Here is a 23,375-nt window from a genome sequence, read left to right as displayed (position 1 = left end):
TTACCGTTAAAAGCGTTATACATGGCATGAATGAGACCCACGCTAATGGCTACAGACTACGCCTGAAGCTTGAGGGGTACAAGCGGGTCGCGGCAATAGTCTGTATTTTTGGGATTAATAGTTATCTATTAAACATATCTATTTAAATTTATAAGGTAAACGATGCCGTTATCATGTAGTTCCGAGGGCGCCCAGGAAAATAACGCGCCCCAGTGAAACTGGTAAAATCAGCGCGCTCAGCGTAGTCCGTATCCAATAGGTTATTCACCCGCGCATACAGCGTAATATCGTCACTCACACTGTAACGAACCCGAGCATGCACTAAATCATGCCCCTCGTACTCGTTTAGGTTTTCAGCGTCGGTAAAATAGCGTCCAACATGCTGCCACTCTAATTGCGTTTGTATCGATTTCGACACATCAAAGCTTAAGCGAGTGTTAAACTGAAGCTTGGGCGCGGTATCGATATCATTACCTTTAATGTCTTGTTCACCTGAAAGTTGACTGTGTTCATAAGTGTGCCTTGCGTAAGTTCCAGCAAAGTCTAAGCGCAGCGCCTCGCTAAGCTTCTGGTCAAAAGCTAGCTCTACCCCTCTATGCCAGGTTTCGCCGTTACTCACATTGAAAAAGTCGCTGTCGCGGTAGATAACATTGTCTTTTTGCAGGCTGTAGAGGCTTAGCGTATAGCTACCGTTAAACAGAGCGCCTGTTAGGCCCACTTCAATGTTGTCAGCAATTACAGAATCAAGATCCGTTACAAGTTGCCCGCGCTGTAAACGATACAGTTCGGTAGCCTGAGGGGCGCGATACCCTCTTGCAACACCTCCAAACAACTGAGTTTGCTCATTTAATTGATACCGGACTGAGAGTTTTGGGCTGAAATTATCAAAATCATTTTCACTGTCTGCAGGTCTGGAATATCTACAGCCGCCAAATCCGCATTCTGTACCATCTTCACGTACACGACCAACGTTCATATTATTGATGTAGTCGTATTTCATGGATTCAAAACGCCCGCCAGCAGAAATAGCCCAACGTTCTGCTTGCCAGTTAAAAGTAAAGAACGGTGCGAGTAACGTGGCGTCTACCTCATAATCATAGTGCTTACCTACAGGTATCGTTTCTACTAAAAAAGCAGAACCGTCGGTAATGCCATCTTGGGATTGGGTGAGCTCACCTTCAGTATATTCAACGTCTAACCCCACATCTGCGCTTAGGCTGTCATTGATAACGTAGTTGAATTGGGACAGTACACCAAACCCTTGTTGCGCATTCGTTTCAAGAGGCTTTCCAGGCAGAAAGTGCATGCGAAAACGCATATCTTGGTTGCGCACATAAGGTGTAATTGAAAGGGCGTGACCGCCGTTGAAACTAGTATCTAGTTTACTCCACAACCTAAAACTTTCTGCCTTTCGAAACGCCTCTGGATTAGGATTGCTTTTAGCTATTTGCCTATCTTTATAACTCTCAAACCCCGTTATATAGCCCGCAGTATTTTGGTCTAGGTGGGTATAAGTAAGGCCGCTTGTTATAACTGTGTTATCCCACTCAATTCGGTGGCGCAGCGAGACTTTCTCTTGGTCAACGCCCTCTTCATCTCTGTACCCGGTGTCACGGGTTACGCTAGCAGCAATACCTATACCACTGCTGCCAAAGTCTTTACCTTTTTTAACCTTAATGCGGTGAAAGCCATAAGAACCGTAATCAGCACTAAGCACGCCATTGCCTTGTGTAGAGTCTGGCGTGATCACGTTAATAACGCCGTGAATGGCATTAGACCCGTAAAGCGCTGATGCAGGGCCTTTTATTACGTCAATACGCTCAGCAAGCTCGCCATGGGCTTCAAACAACTCGTTGATATTGCAAAAGCCTGCTGCGCGCAGCGCAATCCCGTCTTCTGCTGCTAAAATACCACCGCATGCTCCGGCGCCGGTTAATACTGGTGAGCGAAGGGCTGGTAAATATTCTTGACCATTTCCACGCTGAACACCAGCCCCCGCTATATAGTTAAGCGTCTCTTGAATATGCTGAAATGAAAGCAATGAAAGCGTTTCTTCTGAGATAGACGATACCGCGTAGTCAGAAGCATTCATACTACCTTGTATACGAGAAGACGTAGTTTCTATTCTTTCAACTTCATCTGTTTGCTCAGCATAAACTACCGACGAGCAAAGAGAAGCGGTTAGCAATGATAGAGAGAAACTTGAGGGAAGGCGCATTAACTATCCTTTTGATGACAAAATGTTTTTTAGCAACTGACGTTAGTGTACCGTTAATTTAAACAAGAATGGGTAAAAAACCGATAAACTAGTGCGTAGGTTATATAGTCGCGCCTTTTATCTGCTTTGATCGTTGGCGCAATCTTTGCTGACTTTGCTGTCAAAGCCGTAAGTAGCGGCTCTACTCACGCATTCGCATGACGATGTATAACGCACAACAATAGGCCATGCATCAAAGAAGCGTTTAACAATAAGTTAAATACCCTTTGTCTGAAGTAAAACAATCAAACTATGTTCGCTGGAGGAACCATTGGACACACTTATTCCTAGTCTTTCACAGCTTATTGAATTTGCTGTCGCCCCCGTATTTTTACTTACCGGTATTGCGGGCTTTCTTAACGTAATGTCCTCTCGATTAGGACGGATATCGGATAGAGTAAGAGTTGCAGAGAGGCAAATTCACACCTTGTCAGACCCACACATCGTCGACCGATCCAAGAAAGAAATCAAAGTGCTGTGGCGCAGAGTTAAAGTCATAAATTGGGCTATTGGCCTATGTGTTGCGTCTGGGCTTCTTGTGTGCACGGTCATTATGGCGCTGTTCTCGGGGTCGCTTTGGGTCGTAAATTTAAAAACGCCAATTATCGTATTGTTCATACTCGCTATGATGTTTCTAATAAGTGCACTTATTGTCTTTTTGGTTGAAGTGAAACTTGCAACTAACACCATAAATATGGTCAGAACTATTCGGTAATTTTAGTGCTTATTTTGCAAGACAAGCCGAATGTAGTAGCTATTTCAAAAAGCAGTTAGAAAATTTTTAATTACTCTAGCTGCTTTTATCTATTCATAGATGTGGTTTTTGACTTAGCTCAATAGCAATTAGGGTTTTATGTAAGGATTAAGTAAAGAACAAAGTGAAAAACGCTGATTAACTTTTGAATAAGGTAAAATTCGTCCATCAACGTCTTAATTTTGCTACAAATATAGACTTAAAAAATGACGGCTAACGGAAAGGATTAAACTGCGCCATGAATACTAAATTACTTCGCTCTCTTCAGGTTTTTGTTGCAGTGACGGATAGCGGTAGCATGAGTGTTGCAGCCCGAGAACTACACATGACGGTTTCGGCAATTAGTCAACAATTGAGAAAGCTTGAAAACGACATAGGTCTTAGCCTTTTTAACCGAAATACACGAAGCTTAAGCCTCACTGAAGCCGGACGTATATACTACAACACCAGCAAGCAAATGCTGCAAACCGCGGAACTGGCTCAACAGAAAATCGAAAGCCTTCAAGACGACCCTACTGGTAAAATCAACATTATCGCACCTGAAGGTTTTGGCGGCGGTTTACTGAGCGAGCCGTTGAAAAAGTTATGTGAAGAATTTCCTCAAATTACTATATCTTTAACTGTTACCGACGAGCCCAAGGACATTATTGCATCAAGTGCAGATCTTGTTCTTTGCTTTGCCCCAGTTTCTGACACTAATTTTAGTAGTTTAAAGCTTGCTACCTGGAAAAGAATTCTGTGCGTGTCGACAGCGCATCCGTTAGCTAAGGAAACGCTAAAATCACCAGAACAGTTAAGTGAACACGCTTACATTGCACACAGACATATTGAAGACTATGTCATGAAGCATGAAAGCAACGGCGAATTTGAATTGGACGCTCAGCGTATTGATGTAAATTCAATGCAGACATTAATTAAGCTTACCCAAGATAATTTGGGCTATGCAGTATTGCCTGAGCCAGAGGTAAGACATTTACTCAGATCAGAGGAAATGAAGCAGCTCTTCACAGAATGGGAGTTACCTGACTATACCGTTTATGCGGTAACCCCTAAACGCGATTTAATACCCGCTAAAATTAGTGCTGCCATTACCTGTCTGCAGGACTTGTTTGCACAGATTTAACCGTTGGTTAGTGGAATATTCATCCGTAAGCAAAAAACATATGACTTAAAACGTAAAAAGCAGCGTAAAAACGCTGCTTTTTGTATCGCTTTGGCTTCTTTGTTTATTAGAAGCGAGTGTTCATTTGAACACTTAGAATGTGCGCAGTAGCTGACTGAGTACCAGTAAAGTTAGTGGTAAAGTCAGTACCTGGCATTACATCTTCAACAATCGTTCTGCTTTTATCGATATTTGCTTTACGACCATCAATAAATACGTAGGCTAGGTCAATCGAGGTGTCTTCACTCATTGTGTAAGTCATACCAGCAGACACCCAGTGACGGTCAGTATCAGGAATACTTAGCGAACGGTTTTCGACCGATACCACGCCATCGTCATAGGCGTAACCTGCACGAAGAGTAATCTCATCGTTTAAGATGTAGGTAACTCCGATTGATGCACGCCACGAATCGTCAAAATTTTCTTCTTTGATTAGAAAGTCATCACCACTTTCAAGATTCGCTTCAAGCTTTTGGAAAGTACTCCAATCAGTAAAAGTAACACTGCTTTGAACAGACCATTGATCATTTAGCTTCTGATCAATTGCTAACTCTGTAATTGCAGCTAAGTTCAAATCAAGGCTTCCACCTTGGTTAAGTGCTGCTCTCAAATCTGAAGACACTTCACCGCTCAATTCAAGCTTAGTCTCAGCACGATATGAAAGAGCAATATTAGTCATGTCAGTAGGCTGCCAGAAAATACCCGCGTTCCAGCCGTAACCCCAGTCGTCGCCTTCAAGATTAAAAAGAGATGCTCCTGCTGGTACAGTGGTACCTAATGCGTTAAAAGCAAACGATAGAGACTCGGAAACCCCTGAGCCAATTTCTGCTTCAGCGTAGGTCGCATTAAGACCAAAGCCAATCATTAGCTGTTCGTTAACTTTGTAAGATATAGCTGGGTTGAACGTTACGCTTTTAACTTCTGCTTCATCTGCAAACGGCAACGCTTCGAAGTCGTTTGAGTAATCAGAGCGAAGACCATAAGTGGTAAACACACCAACACCAGCTGAGAACTTTTCATCGATTGGAGTGGTATAGAAAAATCCAGGTACAAACGCAGTATCAGCAATATCATCTTCCGTTGCTGAAGTTGAAAGAGATGTCGCATCAGTTGGAAGAGGCATGTCTCCCAATGCATAAGTAGCAGTGCCATTAATATCTACATTCGGGTCGATAAAGCTTACCGATGCACTGAACTCAGCTTCTTTAAATACACCAATTGCTGCAGGATTGGTTGCTAAAATCGAGGCATTCTCTGGCTTAGCCGCTTGGCCAGCCATAGCGCGGCCTAAACCGTTTGCACTGTGTTCATTAACTTGGAAACCAGCTGCCAGCGCAGAAGAAGAGGCTAAGGTAGCAAGCGCTAAGCAAACTGAGGCACGTAAAGAAAACTGTTGCTTCATAAGATACTCATTGTAATAGGGGAAAATTGCACCGGGCATTCTACGGATATGAGTACTTTTGTTCAATGCAAGTAAACGTTATTTACGCACTTTTATCGCATTTTTTACAATTTTAGCTACAACTTCGACGCATTTATAAACAACCTTGATAACCTTAAGTTAACCAAAGATCACGATATTGTTAATGAAATTATTTATCACTATCACTAATAACTACTGTTACTGACTTCATTTTTCTCTTAATTTTATAACTACACATGCACACTGGTTGTGTTTATAACAATAAGCCCCACCCTATTTTTACAATCGATGGGTGATCTCAGCTATGCATATTGCGTTTCAATACTAGGCAAATCATTAGGCACATCACCAGAAACTTTTTACATGTTACAGGAGGATACAATGTCAACATATAAAGCTATCACGCTGGTAAAGCGTCCCGAAGATGGAAAAATTGGCCCTCATCTATTCGAAACAAAAGAACTTGAAATACCGACGCTAAAGGGCGGCCAAATTCTAATTAAGCAAACCCACATGTCTCTAGACCCTGCCATGTTAGGTTGGATGAGTGAAGACAGAGAAAGCTATATTCCTCCTGTAGAGCTTGGCGATGTTATGCGCTCTAGCGGTGTGGGCGAAGTCGTTGAGTCTAATAATCCAAACTTTTCAGTTGGCGACAAGGTTATGGGCATGACTGGCTGGAGTGAGTATGTACTAAGTGATGGATCAGGCTTTAATAAACTTCAAGATGGCATAACGGAAGAAATGGCGTTATGCGTATTTGCATTACCCGGCTTAACCGCTACTACTGGTCTATTTAATTTTGGCGAGCCCAAAGAAGGCGAAACCCTTATTGTCACAGGTGCGGCAGGCTCTGTAGGTTCAATAGTGGGTCAGCTAGCAAAAGCGGATGGGCTTCGCGTAATTGGCGTAGTGGGTAGTGACGACAAGGCCGACTGGATTGTCAACGAGCTTGGGTTTGACGGCGCAATCAACTACAAAACTGATGACTTAGAAGAAAAGCTAGCAGAGCTTACTCCAGACAAAATAGACGTATTCTTCGAAAATACTGGCGGCCCGATTCAACAGCATATCGTCAACCGAATGAATGCCCATGGGCGTATTGTTGTATGTGGAATGATTGCCGATTATCAGTCGGAAAACCTCGCTCCGGGGCCAAACTGGATCCCGCTTATCAAAAAACGTATCAATATTCGTGGGTTTGCGATGCCAGATCATTGGGATGAAATTCCAAAGCTTTTAGAAAAACTCACACCTTATGTCCAGCAAGGAAAGATAAAGTACCGCGCGCATACCATTGAAGGTTTAGATAACGCCGAAAAAGGCTTAAATATGCTGTTTGAAGGTAAAAACACCGGAAAAATGATACTTAAGCTGTAATTTTTTAAACGAAGAGTACCGTTTAAATTAAGAGCACAGTGTTTACGCTAGCACTGTGCTTCTGTTATCACATACTGTGCTTTACCTTTTTCTTTAGCTTCATAAAGTAATTTATCGGCTTCATCAACAAGCCAATCAATGGATATTTCACCAACTTTACTGGCGTAAGCAACACCAATTGAACAACTCATAAACGGGTGCTTTGCTCCCTTCGCATGTTTTAATTGAGCCTGCTTCCATTTATCCAATAGTGCTTGCGCGTGCTTTTCTACCTGCTCTTTACTGATATCGCTTAAAACAACAATAAACTCTTCGCCACCGTAGCGGCCCAAAATATCAGTTTCCCGTTTAAATACTTGCTTCATAATACACGCTTGTTCTTTTATTGCTTCATCACCCTGTTGGTGACCAAAACTGTCGTTGTATTTTTTGAAGTCATCTAAATCGAGCATTAATACAGCCATCGACACGTCATGACGCTTACTTAAGGCCAACAACTTTTCACTTTGATCTCGCAGAGCGCGTCGATTGAGTAAATCAGATAACGGGTCGAACTTGCTAAGCTTTAATAAACGGTCGTTAGTTTCTTTGAGCATGCGTACACTGCGATCGAGCCGATAACGAGCGTAAACGCATGTAAATAATGACCCTGATACAAAAGCTGCTGAAATAGGAACCCTGTCACCATAAACCGGCGCTACCCACATTAGCCCTAAAAACCCCAAGATATTAATGACATTAGCTGCGGCTGCTAACCTAAATGGAATACCCAACGCGAATACACAAAAGAATGCATAGAGGATGGTGCCTTCGTAGGGAAAAATAAAGTTGTGCTCTTCCCAGCAAACCCATATTAACCAATAGTTGCTGTAGGAAAGCGCAATAAGCAGGCCGGCAAATATGTACGCTCGATACCGCATGAATTCGCGCCAAAAAGACAGTCCAACAACGATGAGTACAATAGGGAATTGAAGAAGTAGACGGTCGAAGGTGTACAATTCGTACATACTGCTAGGCAATAGCACTAAATCAGCTGCCATGAACACTATTACCAGAATAGCGCCAATAATAAGAGCGATTCTTAGCCTGCGTTGTTCACTGGGTCTGTGGATTTGCACTCGTCACCTTAATAAATAAAGTCGTGTATAAGTATTTCAATACAGCCGATGGTGGCAACCACCACTGGCTATACAAACGCAACACATTGACGCAGAGTTGCTTTAACTATTATCAGTGACTTCTTGGCTAAGCGCCAGTTTTGACAAACTTTCTTGCAGTGCTTCAACGGTGACAGGCTTAGTGACAATATCGTCCATCCCCGCCTGCTTGAATGTTAAGTGGCGCTCTTTAAATGCCTCTGCGGTAAGACCTATCACCGGTATTTCACCAAGTTCACCATCTAGCTTTCTAATGCGTTTCGTTGCTTCTATACCATCCATAACAGGCATATGTATATCCATGAAGACAACATCAATTCCACCTTCTTCGACACGCGCTGCGGCTTTCAGTCCATTATCAACATGTTCAACATCGCAGTTTAGCTGTTCTAACAACGCTTGTGCCACTACAGCATTGATAGCATTGTCTTCAGCCAATAGAATTTTAAGCCCTTTTGGTAAGCTAGCGCCATGGGCTTGACGCGCAGACGTAGAGTCGGTCAATGTTTCTGATTTCAGTCGAGATTGAACATTTGCAGTAACGGTAAAGCATGAACCTTCGCCCACTTTACTTACCACTTTAATGTCACCACCTAGTATATGAGCAAGCTGCTTAGCAATAGCAAGACCTAAACCCGTTCCGCCATACTTACGAGTAATTGACGAATCAGACTGGGTGAACTTGTCAAAGATATGCTCAAGCCTTTCTGAATCAATACCAATACCGGTATCTTTAACTGCAATGACTAAACGATTATCACTCATGGTTTCTGTTGAGGGCTGTTTAAGTTTAGCAGAGACACTCACCGTACCTTTGTGAGTAAACTTGATAGCATTACTCACCAGGTTAATAATGATTTGGCGAAGCTTAGTAATATCGCTGGTAACCGCCACAGACTCTAAATTCTTGCTCTTATAAACTAACCGGGTACTGTTCGCACTCGCATTTGTACCTAATAGTGTAATCAGGTCGTTCAGCATTGAGTCAAGATCGAACTCTGTCACATCAATTTCCGACATACCCGATTCAATTTTAGAAAGATCTAATACGTCGTTTATAACAGTAGCAAGAATAGATGCCGATGACTTCAAATCGCTAGCATACTGGTGCTGTTTGTCTGAAAGCGGTGTATCTAGAAGCAGTGTAGCCAAGCCTTGAATACCGTTTAGCGGCGTTCTGATCTCGTGGCTCATTACTGCTAGAAAATCGGTTTTTGCACGATTTGCCTGTTGGGCTTGTGCAACATACTGCTCAATTTCTCCAGACATAGCTTCGACATCACGAGCAAGAGTTCCAAGTTCATCGTTTTGTTGAAGGTCGATACTAACCTTTTTATGGTCAACTGCGATGCGACTTGCTGCTGATTTAATTTTCTCAATGGGAGAAACAACAAATATTTGTGTAACTCGCCCTATTAAAAGGCTCACAATAACTACAGTAAAAAGGGTAACTAAAGATGTAAGTGTGGCTATGGTAGACAGCGAAGACTGAAGAGAGTCTGCAGACTGTAATACGGTAACTTTCCAATTCCAAGGTTCGAATTCAGCGCAGGCAAAAAGTACATCGGAATCGTTGACATTCGATTCACCAAACGCCACTTCTCGGTTAGCAATAATTGTTCTGCTTGCATCTTCCACATTCAATTCAACCGTACTCTCAGCAGTGCTAAATATGACCGTGTCTGTACTTTTCTCACTAATAGCAAAATGCCGGTTGGTTGCCTGCTGCAACGACTTCAGCTCTTCAAAAACTTCTTTTTGGTAAGCATCGCGAAACACGGGCACGTTCTCAAGCCCAGATTCAATAAGAAGCTTATGCCTTTCATCTATGATTTCTAACACGTTTAGCGTAAGGGTTTGGGTAAGAAGCTGGTATTCCCTTTCGCGGACCGAGTCGTACGCTGTCAGATAGGCCCAATAGCCGGCAAGAGCCATACCAATTAACAAAATTGGAATGTAGATAACTAGCAGTTTTGATTTAATTCGCATACTTGCTTCTAATTAGGCCTTATTGATACACATGCTCTTTGGAGAGTTTTAGGTAACTTGATGGGATAGGCAGTTGAAGTTTAATTGCCGTAGTTACATTTACTGCAACAGTGTACGTATCCATTTTACCAACGGGAATGTCTCTCGCCGATTTTCTCTGCAGTATCAGCTTCGCTTTTCTTGCTGCTGATTTTCCAATACTAGCCGGTTCAGAAACCACGCCAATAAGCGCGCCTTTTTTAACAGATGAAATACTTTCAGCAAACAAAGGAAGCAACCCTGAAGTCTCTTTGACTTTTTCAACTAGGCCGTTGGCTTCAGCCAAAGGACCTGACGACAGCCAATAACCGTCAAGTTCTGATCTCTTTTGGTTTAAGCTATCAACAATACTATCGGTCATTTCAACCAGCCCTTCATCGCCTTCTAAATAAGTCGTGCTGACTGCAACCAAGTTTATATTTTCATATTCGCTGTCTAACGCAAGCAATTGGTTTACCAAATTACTCGAAGAGGGGTAAGTTGAATGTACTAACCCTATGGTGAAAGGTGATGAGGGGTTTGATGCTCTGAGCACGCCATCCAACATATCAAGCTTAACCTTCGCATCGAGTACGTGCGACTCCCCCGTCATATTGCGATTGCTCACGGCTCCAATAGCAGGGACTATTCCCTCTTCAACGGGGGCTGAAACAACCATAAAAAGTTTCGGGGTATCAATAAATTCTTCAGAGGTATTAAGGGCGCGAGCTGCAAGAGTGGCAACAGATACAATAAGGTCAGGAGCAGGTTTGTGCGCCAACTCACTTAATATTTCTTTAGCGCGTTCCTCAGACCCCTCAGCATTATAGGTGGCTATATTTATGTCGTGTTCGGGCATAATACGAATAAGCTCTTTTTCAAATTCGGCCCGTGATTCGGCTACAATGGGAACGGGGAGCGTTTCAAGGATAACAAGGTCTAGCACTTCTTTTGCTTGCGCAGAACTCAAGGTCACCGCGAAACAAATAAGCGCGGAGAAAAAGAAAATCCAGACCTTTCGCATGACTATAAACCTGTAAAAACTAAATGAAAATACACACATCACTGTATATCATAAAGTTATTATTGAGCATTGCATAGAAGAAGTTATGACCAAATGCTTAACACTGGTAATAACTCTTTAAGCACTATAACGCGATGTCTGCGAACGCTTTAACACTAAATAACCGCGCTTCTATATCGTAAATTGGCATCGACACAATAATCTCATCAATATCTGTTGCCTCAATAAATTCAGCGAGCTTGCTTCGCACGGTTTCTTTCGAACCAACCAAAGCGTATCTGAGTACACTTGATAACATGGCCTCATCCGTTGCCGTGCAATATGCATCAAAGTTTTGCATAGGTTTGGCGAACGGCTTGTTAAGGCCACGTCGCATGTTCATAAATTGCTGCTTCACCGACGTGAATAACAATTCTGCCTCTTCGTCGGTTTCGGCAATCACAGCCATCACACCCGCCATCGCCTTTGGCTCTGAAAGCTGCGACGAAGGTTTAAACATGTTGCGATACACATGGAGGGCATCAAATAGCGCATCGGGTGCGAAGTGAGAAGCGAATGAATATGGCAGCCCCAGTTTTGCCGCCACTTGGGCGCTGTATAAGCTAGAGCCAAGCAACCATAGCGGAACATGTGTATTCGCTCCAGGCACTGCGACAATTGGCTGACCCTCTTTAGGTGTACCCAAGTAATGCTGAAGTTCTAGAATATCGTCTGGGTAACTATCGACATCGCTTTGTAAGTTTCGACGAAGCGCTCTTGCTGTTGACATATCAGTACCTGGTGCACGACCCAACCCAAGCTCTATGCGATTGGGAAATAACTCAGCCAAGGTGCCAAACTGTTCAGCTATGACCAAGGGCGCATGATTGGGCAGCATAATGCCACCCGCCCCAATTTTGATGGTAGAGGTAGCATTAGCAATGTGCGTTAAGACTACAGAGGTGGCAGAGCTGGCTACACCATGCATACCGTGGTGCTCCGCTAACCACACTCTTTCATAGCCACTGCGCTCCGCTTCTATAGCCATAAGCCTAGAGTTGTTTAACGCATCTTTCACGCTATACCCTTCGGATATAGGCGCTAAATCGAGCAGTGAATAAGGAATAGCCATGTTGCCTCGCAATGCTTAAACTTGGTAATCACTAGTATGTATGAACTTGCTTTTTGTTTTACAACGTTTGCCTTGATCATGTAAGACGGGTGGGGATGGTTTGTCGATGAAGTGATTGAAGTGGGATAAATAAGTACTGTTATATTTAATTCCAAAATACATTTAATGACCCATAACCGTGGGTACGTTCATAAAGACGCGACTCGAACTCAGGCGTGCGCCATGTAAAACCAAAAGAGAAACCAACTTTTTGAAACGGCCTAGCTACGATACCAAAGCCGTAAGTATGTGTAATACGCTTAATGTCGCCAGCATCGATTTCGTAGTCGTTACTTCTAAACTGCCCCTGTAATCCTACATTGTAAATGTTTCCAGAAAGTCGATACCCCAAATAAAAATACATGCCTTTGTCATAATGAGGCTCACTTTCAACCATTTCAACTTGTGGTCCTAATGCTATAAAATCGTGTTCATAGAATTCAGATATACCGGTATTTCCTATTCTGAATCGACCAGACTTTACTAGACAGATTTTTGTTTGAATTCTTCTAGCTTTTCATAAGCCGGTGAGGAGACTTACCTCACCGGTTACATAAGTTGGAGCTTGCCCGATATGAATTACTATCAGCTATTCGCTCAGGAAATTGAAAAAAGAATAGAAGAACTCAACAAGTGAGAGATTTGTCATTTTACTCCACCGTAACCGACTTCGCCAAGTTACGTGGCTGGTCAACGTCCGTACCTTTAATAAGCGCTACGTAGTAGCTCAATAGCTGCAGCGGCAAGGTATAAATGATAGGTGCAATTGGCTCGTCGCAGTGCGGTACGTCAATAACACGCATGGTTTCATCCCCTGCAAACGCGGCATCTTTATCAGCAAATACGTACATAATACCGCCACGAGCGCGCACTTCTTCAACGTTCGACTTTAGCTTTTCAAGCAGTTCGTTATTTGGTGCAACCACAATTACCGGCATTTCATCATCAATTAGCGCGAGTGGGCCGTGTTTCAATTCACCCGACGCGTAGGCTTCGGCGTGAATGTAAGAAATCTCTTTAAGCTTAAGCGCTCCTTCCATGGCGATGGGATATTGATCGCCACGACCTAGGAACAAACTATGGTTTTTATCGGCAAACTCTTCAGCTAAATCTTCGATGCCGCCAGTGATAGCTAAGGTTTCTTCAAGCTTGGCAGGTAAGCTGTGAAGCGCAGAAACTATAGCCTTGCTGTCGGCCTCAGTCATACTATTCTCTTTGCCTAATGCAAGGGTTAGCATAAGGAAAGCAGCAAGCTGGGTAGTGAAGGCTTTGGTAGACGCTACACCAATTTCCGCGCCAGCGCGGGTCATAAAGGCTAGGTCTGACTCGCGAACTAGCGACGAGCCCTGAACGTTACAAATGGTCAAACTAGACATATAGCCAAGCTCTTTGGCTAAGCGAAGTGCGGCTAGCGTATCGGCTGTCTCGCCTGATTGCGAAATAGTAATAAGCAGGCTGTTTGGGTGAACCACTGATTTTCGGTAACGAAACTCTGATGCAATTTCTACGTTACACGACACGTTTGCGTACTGCTCTAGCCAGTAGCGCGCCGTCATTCCCGCATGGTAACTAGTACCACAGGCAATAATTTGTACGTGCTGTACTTTTTTAAATATCTCGTCAGCACCTTGACCAAATACATCTGCGATAAGACCGTTTTCATCAATACGGTCCTTAAGTGCGTTGCGCACAACCGTTGGCTGTTCGTGAATTTCTTTAAGCATGTAGTGACGATAACCCGCTTTATCGCCGGCATCGTGCTCTACGTTTGACTCAATTACTTCGCGCTCGACGGCATTGCCGTCTTTATCGAAAATTTTAACGTCACGGCGCGTAATCTCAGCTACATCGCCTTCTTCTAAAAAGATAAAGCGGCGTGTTACTGGTAAAAGTGCCATTTGGTCTGATGCGATAAAGTTTTCACCAAGCCCTAAACCGATTACTAATGGGCTGCCCGAGCGTGCAACCACTACGCGACTTGGGTCTTCTTTATCCATGATGACGGTGCCATAAGCACCGTGAAAAGTTTTAACCGCGCTTTGTACTGCATCAAGCAGATCTTTGCCCGATTTAAGTTCTTCGTGAACCGTGTGAGCAATGCTTTCAGTGTCAGTATCGCTGGTAAAGGTGTAGCCCTTCTCTTTTAATTGGGCTTTTAGATTAACGTAGTTTTCAATAATACCGTTGTGAACAACGGCAACACGTTCGGTTGAAAAGTGAGGGTGAGCGTTCGCTTCAGTTACGCCACCGTGGGTTGCCCAACGGGTATGCGCAATACCAGTAGTACCCAAAGCTTCGCCTTCTGCTACGGCATCAGCAAGTTCTTGCACTTTACCTGTACGGCGAATACGAGACAATGTGCCATCGTTTTGCAATAGCGCTACACCGGCTGAATCATAGCCGCGATATTCTAGTCTTTTTAACCCTTCTAGAAGAATTTCTACCACGTTACGTTCAGCAACAGCGCCAACAATTCCACACATAATTATTCTCCACTCGGCGCTGCAATAAGTACAGTCACGCCCTGATTTTCAATATTAAGTTTGTCCTGCTCACTAATGCCTTCATCAGTGATCAAAACAGAAATGTTTTTCCAGCTCAGCTCTAGGTTAGGCATTTTATGCGTTAATTTTTTCGAGCTGGCTAATACCACCACCTTTGTAGCAGCCTTGGCCATGGCACGGGTCACACCAATAAGTTCGTTAAAGGTGGTAGTGCCTCTATTTACATCTATGCCCGCAGCACCAATAAATGCAATATCAAAACTATAGGCGTTAACTAACTGTTCAGCCATGGCACCTTGAAACGATTGAGACTGCACATCCCATGTACCACCTACCATTAACACCGTAGGCTCTTTAGCACTTTGGGTAAGGTAATTTGCAGTCGATAACGTATTGGTCATTACCACTAAATCATCGATATCCGATAGGAAAGGCAAAACTGATGCGGTGGTTGAGCCGCAATCTATTACTGTCTTATTGCCCGGTTTAACTAAACCTGCGGCGCACTGGCCTATGGCTTTAATTATCGGGCTAGTCGTCTGGATTGGGTAAGTTTCATTAGTGATAGCTTGAGAAGAAAGAGTATCTGAAGCTATAGACGGTACAGGCACTGCACCACCAAACTGGCGAATAAGTAAGCCTTGCTGGGAAAGCGCTGCAAGATCTTTTCTAATTGTGACTTCAGAGGTAGCAAAACGCACGGCTAAATCTTCAACTTGTGAATGACCGTGTTCTTTAACCCAGGCCACTATCTGCTGGCGGCGCTGTTCAACTGATTTACTACTTTTCAATATAACCTCGATGGCTTTACGAATTACTTATTTAGATTTTGCTTACGCCTTGGGGCACTCCAGCGCAACACATTAGCGCACAACCCCCATAAATATTTCGTAAAAAATATGCTTATCACAACCCATATCTTTCAAAACGAAAGCTATGAATTACAAAGTGAAAGCATCGTAAGTCAAATTGAAACGTTGATCAAGGTAATTGTTTACTTAAACACCAGCGTCTTCTTCTGCTCACTTGCTTGTATAGCTAATTCAATTACCTTTATAACAGGTACAACGGTGACTGCATCAGCAGGCGAAAACTTCCCGTCTTCAATGGCGTGAGCTAGACGATTGAAAAACGTTAAGTATTCCCCCTTTCGTGTTTCGATAACTTCTTCCACCAGCTCGCCATTTTTGGCGAGCATAGCTAGCACGCCATGTTCTTTTTCATCTGTCTTCGCCCAGCTTTCATTGTCAAACGATAGCTCTGCACGCAGCTGGTTTTCTTGTGGATCTAGATAAAACTTTCGAAAGCTGCCTTTTGTGCCTTGTAGGTCGTAACGAAGTGTTGCGCCTGCCTGAAAGGCTGAGCTACCTAGCTGTATAACCTTATCACTATAGTGAAGCGTAACTTCGAAGGTGTCGTCTGATTGCCCGTTTTCACGTAACGTCAATATATTTGCAGACACTGCTTTTGGCTCACCAAAAAGCTGTAATGCTTGGTCGATTAAATGCGGGCCTAAATCCCAGAAAATACCGCTACCCGGGCCTTCGTTTTCACGCCATCTATCCCGTGGTACTGGCCGAAACCGGTCAAAGCGGCTTTCCAAGCGTTTAATCTCACCTAGCCGACCGTCATCGATAAGCAGCTTAATTGTAAGAAAGTCGCCATCAAAACGCCTGTTTTGGTATACACAAAGCTGTTTATTGTGTGCTTTTGCAAGAGCAACTAGCGCTTCTGCTTCTTCGCTATTTAGTGTGAATGGCTTTTCTACTAACACGTGACAACTATGCTCTAACGCCATTTGAGCTTGCGCACCATGAAGATGATTCGGTGTTGTAATAACCACCAAGTCTACATCGTGAATTTTTAGCGCTTCTTCCAACGAGCTGTACACTTCAGCATGGGGTAGAACCGCTTTGACCGCATCGGGTTTTGAGGAAATAACCACATCTACTGAGAACTGCGGAAGGTAATTTAGGAACGGTAAATGGAACGTAGTGGCTGAAAACCCAAAGCCGACAAGTAGTGTAGATATCATAGCAGCTCCATGAAAGATAAATATTTTAAAGTAAGTGAACACACACTATCAGTAAATGTAGATAGTGAGAATTATGGATGGTTCATTATTTGAAAAACTTGAAGTGGGAAGGTTAACTAAAATAGTTAACCTTGCGACTACGCGCTAAATGCTAGTGCTGAAACCTTGCGCTGAAACCCAGCGCTAGATGTTTGCTTTAATGTCCTACACCAGAGGCTTACATCAGCCGTATGTTGTATCGGTAAAGTTTTTTGATAAAACTGCTGAAGTTATTGGGCTAGCAAATAACGGTTTGTATTTGCCAGCCCTAATTCTTGAGTGCTGTAAAGCAATCTATGGCCAAGAAGTGTTTTTATTTTTTAGTCGGTCGAGGCCAATTTTGAATGTTGCGCTGTTTTCCACGGGCCACGGCTAGTGCGTTTTCGTCTACTGTTGACGTAATTACTGAGCCAGCGCCCACAGTCGCGCCTTTACCAATGTTTACTGGCGCAACAAGTGATGAGTTGGAGCCGATAAAAGCGTTTTCGCCTATCACGGTTTTTGATTTATTCACGCCATCATAGTTACAGGTAATTGTACCTGCGCCAATGTTCGCTTTGGCACCAACTTCTGCATCGCCTAAATAGGTTAAATGGTTCGCTTTGGCACCTTCTCCTAACGTGGCCTTCTTCATTTCTACAAAATTACCCACCTTGGCATTTTTCTGCATTACTGCTCCAGGGCGTAATCTTGCGTAAGGCCCAACTGTACAAGCTTCACCAACACTGGCTTCTTCAACAATAGAATTTGCTTCAATCACGGCGTTATCGGCAATGGTACAGTTTCGAAGGATACAGTTAGCGCCAATAGTAACGTTACTGCCAAGCGTAACCTTACCTTCAATAATCACATTAACGTCGATAATTACATCGTTACCGGTTTCTAGCTGGCCGCGTAAATCAAAACGAGTGGGATCCAACAAGGTAACCCCGTTCGTCATTAACTCATCGGCTTGACGGTGCTGAAGCGCTCGTTCTAAGTTAGCCAGCTGCAAACGGTTATTTACGCCTTCCACTTCTACAGCCGACTGCGGCTGAGCCGATTGAATAATCTTGCCTTCAGCGGCGGCCATTGCAATAACATCAGTAAGGTAATATTCGCCCTGTGCGTTGTCGTTGCTTAACTCGCCCAGCCAGCGCTTAAGGTCTTTGCCAGACATCATCATCATGCCGGTATTGATTTCTCTAATTTCACGCTGTGCTTCTGTAGCGTCTTTGTGCTCTACTATCGCGGTAATATTGTCATTTTCGCGAATAATGCGGCCCATACCTGTAGGGTCGTCTAAATTCACGGTCAACAAGGCTAAGTCACAGCTTTCCTTCGCAGCTTTTAGTGCACTTAATGTTTCTTCACGAATAAGTGGTGCATCGCCAACAAGGACAAGTACATCTTCATCGTCTTTAATATGCGGAGCTGCTTGCTGCACGGCATGGCCCGTACCTAGCTGTTCAGCCTGCAAACACCAGTTAAGGTTATCTTCAACAACCGTTGCCTTAAGCTGGTCGCCGCCATGACCGTATACCAAGTGGATATTGTCAGCACCCAATGATTTAACAGTGTTGATAATGCGCTGCACCATAGGCACACCACCCACTTTGTGTAAAACCTTTGGCAACGACGATTTCATACGGGTACCTTTACCCGCCGCTAAAACAACCACTGAGAAAGCCATATAATTCCTTTATTTCGCAAAGAGAATGAAAACCAAGGCATAGTTTAACCAAGCACAATGAATATGTCAGTGACATATTCATTGCGAGGTCTGGCGGGATGGCTTTGCTTTGGCCTTTTGTTCTTCGTTATTTAGTCTAAAGTTAAAACAAACCGCCTAGTAGTTCATTATTGCAACAGGTATACTCAGGACTTAGGTTAGGTTCAGCCAGGCAAGGGAGCATGCGCAGTCTGTGAACACATTTCGTACACTACATAGAAGTATTCTAGTGTTATTTGCGGTAGTGGTTATCGCTATTGTTACACTAGTACATTTCAGTATTTCAAAAATTGTTGCCGAACAAAGTCGAGCGCAGCAGCAGTCATTATCGCCTGCTATATCGCTTATCGTAGAGCAACTTCTCAAGCCGTTACATATTTCTGAAGCCTTAGGTCATTCGACTGAACTGGTTGATTTAATGGACGGTGAAACCATTGACCAAGAAGCTGTTTTCAAGACATTGGATCGCCTTGAAAATGAATTCGGATTGTCTTTTTTCATAGCCAGTGAAGCAGACAGAAAGCAGTATAATTCTGACGGCAGCATCATTAACCTTATTGAAGGTGAAGTAAGCTGGTACTTCAAGTATCGCGATTACCCCACTGATGCCGTGGCCGATATAGGTAAATGGGAAGATACTCACTTTTATATCGATATTAAAATTCACGATGAAGACGACCGCTTTTTAGGCTTCTTTGGCGTAGGAAAAAGCCTGCGTAGTTTTATCGAAGTGTTTGATACATACAAACAGGAATACGGCTATGATTTCTTATTTGTAGACGGTGAAGGCGACATTATGCTGTCTTCAGACCCAAGCTTAATTGCCTCTTATTCCGACTTCACTAACTTATCTGAGCTACCTTGGTACGCCAGTCTTCCCATGACTATTCAAAGCGAGCAAGCGTTGAATAATAAGTTAGTCACTATTGACCAAAAAGACTTCCTTATTGCCGAAGTTAAGCTGAATCAATTCGGGTGGACCGTATTTTTGTTAAGCCCGCTAGAAGATCGCCAAGCAGAAATCTCTCAAGCGTTTATTTTTAGCGTAGTAACGCTGCTTGTTGTTGTATTCTCGCTATTCTTACTTATTTACAACCTTCTGTATTATTTCAGAAAAGACATGCAACCAGACTTAGTGGTACGTCACAGCAACCGTCTTCCTGAGAAAGATAATTTGCAGCTAATTTATAAGTCGCTGTTGGCTGAGCACAAGTCGCTTAGCGTTATGTTGGTAAGCGTTGACGAGCTTTCTGATATTGTAGATGCCCATGGCCGTAACGCAGGCGACGATATTCTCGATAAAGTAGTAACTTACTTAGCTGATAATATGCGTGAACAAGATGTTCTGGGTAGATGGAGTAGCGCGGAGTTCATCATTTTATTGCCTCACACTGGCCCTCATGTGGCGTTTGATATGGCACAAAACCTTCGCCATGGCATTGCTACGCTTCCTCCCCTGCCAGAGCTACCAGAAATTGTAATTACCGCTTCTATTGGTATTTCATATACTGCGTCACCTCGCGCCATGCACGAGGTAACGGCACATGCTGAAGACGCGCTTTATCAAGCCAAGCGCGACGGCAGCAATTTAGTTAGAATGCAGCTAATAGACTAACCTAAGCTGACTTCACTTTAAGCAGGTTTAACCTTAAGGCGTTTTCGTTTGAGAACGCCTGTGGTTAGCGCCACACCAAATAAAATCATTAAACCGCCCACAATAGTCTGTACCGACAAGTGCTCGTGTAAGAAAAGTACACCCCAAATAATACCAAATAGCGGTACTAAGTAAGCGACGGTAATGGCCTTTGCCGGGCCAATATCGGCAATAAGTTTGAAATACAAGATGTACGCTATGCCCGTACCACCGATGGCTAATGCCACTGCGTTTACCCATGCATTCACGCTAGGCATTGTATCTGGCAAGGTTGCTAGTGCAAACGGTGCTAACATAACGCTAGCTATAGCTTGACTGCCCGTAGCAACAACCAAAGGTTTAACCCCTTGCAGCCATTTTTTCATCATACACGCCGCAATACCGTAGCCCGTAGTGGCCAAAAGCGCCGTTAAAATGGGAACAAAACTAATATCTCCCTCGCCTAGTTTTTGCTGACTAATAACGGTAACGCCCACAAAGCCAACAAAAAGCCCAGCAACCGCTGACTTTGTCAATTTGTCACCTAACCACAGCCACGCAACAATGGCCCCAAACATGGGCGCAGTTGCATTTAAAATGGCGTTAACGCCTGCCTCTAAATGCAAGCTGCTGTAGTTAAATAGTACAAAGGGAACTGCTGTATTTGCCAAGCCTACTAAAGCAATGGCCAGCCAGTGGCGCTTTATATCTCTAACCGATCCTCGCAGTAACAGCAAAGGTAGCAATACTGCCGTAGCCAGTACGGTTCTAATAGCCACCAACACATAGATACCAAATTCAGGTGCCGCAACACGCATAAAAATAAACGAACCGCCCCAAATACCTGCTAACACCAACAGCGAGATAATGTCTTTTATTGCCATTCTTTTATCACCATTCCCTTATCACTATCTCTTATGAACCATTTTTTTATCACCGCTCTTTTATGACCATTCTCTTATGACCACAACACCCCTTGGGCTCCCTCTAAATTAAGTAAATACTGCTTGCGGGGTAACCCACCCGCATAGCCCGTTAGGGTTCTATTACTACCGATTATACGATGGCATGGCACTACAATGGCAATAGGGTTACGACCATTTGCCATTCCCACGGCCCGTACTGCTTTTGGGTTGCCTATTGCTTTTGCAATATCTAAATAGCTGGCCGTTTCACCATACTTTACCTGTTGTAAAGCACGCCAAACTTGATTCTGAAACTCAGTACCCTTAGGAGCAAGCGGTAAGTCAAATTCATGAAGCTGCCCATCGAAGTATGCCTCAAGTTGACGGCACGCTTCATCGGTGATTGCATTAGTGCGTGAACGGGGATGCGCGTAAACCTTATCATCATGGAGGTTGCTTTGCTTTTCATTGGTTTGCTTTTGAATCGCTTTCAAAGCATCATCGGTGTAAGTGGTCACTTCACTTTTATCACTTAGCTTAAAAGGATTCACTGGGGGAAATTGCTCAGTTTCATCTGAGTTTAAAAACGCGATAGCCGTTACCCCTTCGTCAGTAGCTTCTATTTTGAGCGGGCCTGGCACACTATTTGCGAAACCTGTGTATATCATGATTAAGACTCTTTTTGCTGGTTGCTAAGTTGCCAAAGTTGAAGGGTTAAATAACTGCGCCATGGCGCTGCCTTTTCCGGATCAATAGGAAATTGTTGCGCAATTTTACGAACAATTAAATCGCCACCAAGGTAAATATCGGGGTCTCTCTCGCCACGCATTTTCAAATAATCTAGTGTCCACGGGCCCACGCCCTTAATTGCAAGGATATCTTCATGGGCCGGCATGTTATCGCCAACAAATAATTGTGCAAAACTGTGCAGCGCGCTTTTTCGGGCCTGCGGCATACGCAAAAACTCAAGGCTGTTGCTCACAACGGCCTCTGGTGTAGGAAAGCTATAACGCTCACCCGTCTCGGTATCAAAGTCTTGCGAAGAAACGACATTTGGTACCCTTTCGCCAAGCTGATGCACTAGCAGCGTAACCTGACCGATAGCCGCTTTTACGCTAACTTGTTGCCCGACAATAGCGCGGCAACCGCTTTCAAATACACTCCACGCGCTGGGAAGGCGTAAGCCTGATGTTAATTGCTTTTTTGACAGCCCTGCCTGCATTAGGCTTTGCTCAATTAATAACGGATCAGCGTGAAGGTCAAGAACAAGCTTTATGTTTTCTATAACATTATGAAGACTGCTTAAATTAGGCATATCAATATGAACATTGAACCCGCAGCGCGCTTCATCATGTACTGCTTTGAAAAAGCCAACACAAGATTGGTTTGAAAAATAGCGCTGGTAACTGTTTTCGGTTACGTGCTCCATTCCTTCGATTGCGCGGGTTGCTAAGAAATCTCGCACGTTATACCAATTATACGGGGGGCGATAAGATAAAAATAAAGATATCGTTTTTTGTTCAGCGCATTGCTTCTTTCTAAGTTGCGTAGGCGAGGTTGCGCAATATTGTTCCATTGCGCGCTGTAACTGTCTAAGAGACTGATAGCCCGCCGTTACAGATACATCTGTCATAGATAAATGGGTTTGCTGAATAAGCTGCTTTGCAAACAAAGCCCGTTGCATATTTTGAAACTGTTTGGGCGATATACCTACGGCATTGACGACCAGCTTATTTAAGTAGCGCTCACTTATACCTAATCGGCAGGCAATATCTGACACACTCTCAATAGGAATGGCAGATAATAGCGATAGCGCTCGGCTTACTGTTGCCCCCACGCCTTTCCAAGCCGCAGAACGAGGCGCACTGTCGGGTCTGCAGCGAAAACAAGGCCGATAACCTTGTGCCATAGCCTGCGTGGCATGCTCAAAATAGGTAACGTTTTCTTCTTTAGGAAGACGCGCTGGGCAAATGGGTCTGCAAAAAATGCCCGTTGTTTTCACCGCAACAAAAAACCGCCCGTCAAAACGCGGATCTCTGCTAAGTCTAGCCTTCGAAAATAGAGACTCATCTAACACCTCGTTAGCTAAAGCCCTATCATCCTGTACAGCACCATTATCTGACATAAGCATACAGCGCTCGCCTTTAGTTCAATATCTGAACATAGTGTATCGTGCATTTGCGCTATAAGTGCGACAAAATCGGCACTCTATAAAAATAGGTAAGTATAGATGA

The 23,375-nt window shown here is 43.7% G+C and carries 18 protein-coding genes; 4 read left to right on the top strand and 14 right to left on the bottom strand.

Features of this window, described 5'->3' with window-relative positions:
* Window positions 1-148: 148 nt before the first annotated feature.
* On the bottom strand, window positions 149-2,218 hold the full coding sequence (locus tag KL866_RS04740; RefSeq protein ID WP_214993729.1) for a TonB-dependent receptor: 2,070 nt from the start codon (window positions 2,216-2,218) through the stop codon (window positions 149-151).
* 310 nt (window positions 2,219-2,528) lie between these two features.
* Here KL866_RS04740 and KL866_RS04735 point away from each other — a divergent pair, with 310 nt between their 5' ends.
* Entirely contained in the window at window positions 2,529-2,972 is a 444-nt protein-coding gene (locus tag KL866_RS04735; protein WP_025257370.1) for a DUF2721 domain-containing protein, read from the top strand.
* 277 nt (window positions 2,973-3,249) lie between these two features.
* Window positions 3,250-4,134 carry a LysR family transcriptional regulator gene (locus KL866_RS04730; protein ID WP_025257369.1) on the top strand — a complete coding sequence of 295 codons (885 nt, stop codon included), beginning with the start codon at window positions 3,250-3,252 and terminating at the stop codon, window positions 4,132-4,134.
* 106 nt (window positions 4,135-4,240) lie between these two features.
* Here KL866_RS04730 and KL866_RS04725 read toward each other — a convergent pair whose 3' ends face one another.
* Window positions 4,241-5,575, bottom strand: coding sequence for an OmpP1/FadL family transporter (locus tag KL866_RS04725; protein ID WP_025257368.1), 1,335 nt, complete (start codon window positions 5,573-5,575; stop codon window positions 4,241-4,243).
* 402 nt (window positions 5,576-5,977) lie between these two features.
* On the opposite strand from KL866_RS04725, the gene KL866_RS04720 reads away from it, so the two are divergent.
* Window positions 5,978-6,976, top strand: coding sequence for an NADP-dependent oxidoreductase (locus KL866_RS04720; RefSeq protein WP_214993721.1), 999 nt, complete (start codon window positions 5,978-5,980; stop codon window positions 6,974-6,976).
* A gap of 47 nt (window positions 6,977-7,023) precedes the next feature.
* On the opposite strand, the gene KL866_RS20540 is transcribed toward KL866_RS04720, so the two are convergent.
* From KL866_RS20540 to glmU, 9 genes are all read right to left on the bottom strand, one after another.
* Window positions 7,024-8,094: a GGDEF domain-containing protein gene (locus tag KL866_RS20540; protein WP_025257366.1), complete on the bottom strand. Its 1,071-nt coding sequence runs from the start codon at window positions 8,092-8,094 to the stop codon at window positions 7,024-7,026.
* A gap of 102 nt (window positions 8,095-8,196) precedes the next feature.
* Window positions 8,197-10,122, bottom strand: a complete 1,926-nt coding sequence (locus KL866_RS04710) for an ATP-binding protein (RefSeq protein ID WP_025257365.1) — start codon at window positions 10,120-10,122, stop codon at window positions 8,197-8,199.
* A gap of 19 nt (window positions 10,123-10,141) precedes the next feature.
* The gene (locus KL866_RS04705) at window positions 10,142-11,164 is read right to left on the bottom strand and encodes an ABC transporter substrate-binding protein (RefSeq protein ID WP_025257364.1); all 1,023 of its coding nucleotides are present in this window, start codon (window positions 11,162-11,164) and stop codon (window positions 10,142-10,144) included.
* 124 nt (window positions 11,165-11,288) lie between these two features.
* Entirely contained in the window at window positions 11,289-12,275 is a 987-nt protein-coding gene (locus KL866_RS04700; protein WP_214993719.1) for an LLM class flavin-dependent oxidoreductase, read from the bottom strand.
* 145 nt (window positions 12,276-12,420) lie between these two features.
* The gene (locus tag KL866_RS04695; RefSeq protein ID WP_311236122.1) at window positions 12,421-12,777 is read right to left on the bottom strand and encodes a lipid A-modifier LpxR family protein; all 357 of its coding nucleotides are present in this window, start codon (window positions 12,775-12,777) and stop codon (window positions 12,421-12,423) included.
* 187 nt (window positions 12,778-12,964) lie between these two features.
* Window positions 12,965-14,797 (bottom strand): glutamine--fructose-6-phosphate transaminase (isomerizing), encoded by a 1,833-nt coding sequence (glmS, locus tag KL866_RS04690; RefSeq protein WP_025257355.1) that lies wholly within the window; start codon window positions 14,795-14,797, stop codon window positions 12,965-12,967.
* A gap of 2 nt (window positions 14,798-14,799) precedes the next feature.
* On the bottom strand, window positions 14,800-15,609 hold the full coding sequence (locus tag KL866_RS04685; protein ID WP_214993718.1) for a DeoR/GlpR family DNA-binding transcription regulator: 810 nt from the start codon (window positions 15,607-15,609) through the stop codon (window positions 14,800-14,802).
* A gap of 203 nt (window positions 15,610-15,812) precedes the next feature.
* Window positions 15,813-16,853, bottom strand: coding sequence for a Gfo/Idh/MocA family oxidoreductase (locus tag KL866_RS04680; RefSeq protein ID WP_025257353.1), 1,041 nt, complete (start codon window positions 16,851-16,853; stop codon window positions 15,813-15,815).
* Window positions 16,854-17,205: 352 nt separating this feature from the next.
* The gene (gene glmU / locus KL866_RS04675) at window positions 17,206-18,564 is read right to left on the bottom strand and encodes a bifunctional UDP-N-acetylglucosamine diphosphorylase/glucosamine-1-phosphate N-acetyltransferase GlmU (protein WP_214993716.1); all 1,359 of its coding nucleotides are present in this window, start codon (window positions 18,562-18,564) and stop codon (window positions 17,206-17,208) included.
* A gap of 232 nt (window positions 18,565-18,796) precedes the next feature.
* Here glmU and KL866_RS04670 point away from each other — a divergent pair, with 232 nt between their 5' ends.
* A complete protein-coding gene (locus KL866_RS04670) occupies window positions 18,797-20,218 on the top strand; it encodes a diguanylate cyclase domain-containing protein (RefSeq protein WP_025257351.1) in 1,422 nt (473 codons plus the stop codon).
* A gap of 17 nt (window positions 20,219-20,235) precedes the next feature.
* Here the strand turns inward: KL866_RS04670 and KL866_RS04665 are convergent, their stop codons facing one another.
* From KL866_RS04665 to KL866_RS04655, 3 genes are all read right to left on the bottom strand, one after another.
* Entirely contained in the window at window positions 20,236-21,120 is an 885-nt protein-coding gene (locus KL866_RS04665) for a DMT family transporter (RefSeq protein WP_025257350.1), read from the bottom strand.
* Window positions 21,121-21,194: 74 nt separating this feature from the next.
* A complete protein-coding gene (locus KL866_RS04660; protein ID WP_251139840.1) occupies window positions 21,195-21,809 on the bottom strand; it encodes a methylated-DNA--[protein]-cysteine S-methyltransferase in 615 nt (204 codons plus the stop codon).
* 2 nt (window positions 21,810-21,811) lie between these two features.
* Window positions 21,812-23,266 carry an Ada metal-binding domain-containing protein gene (locus KL866_RS04655; protein ID WP_214993804.1) on the bottom strand — a complete coding sequence of 485 codons (1,455 nt, stop codon included), beginning with the start codon at window positions 23,264-23,266 and terminating at the stop codon, window positions 21,812-21,814.
* Window positions 23,267-23,375 lie beyond the last annotated feature (109 nt).

This window comes from Alteromonas sp. ALT199, assembly GCF_018619335.1.
In the GTDB taxonomy this organism is placed as follows: domain Bacteria; phylum Pseudomonadota; class Gammaproteobacteria; order Enterobacterales; family Alteromonadaceae; genus Alteromonas.
This window is presented reverse-complemented; position numbering and strand designations above follow the sequence as displayed.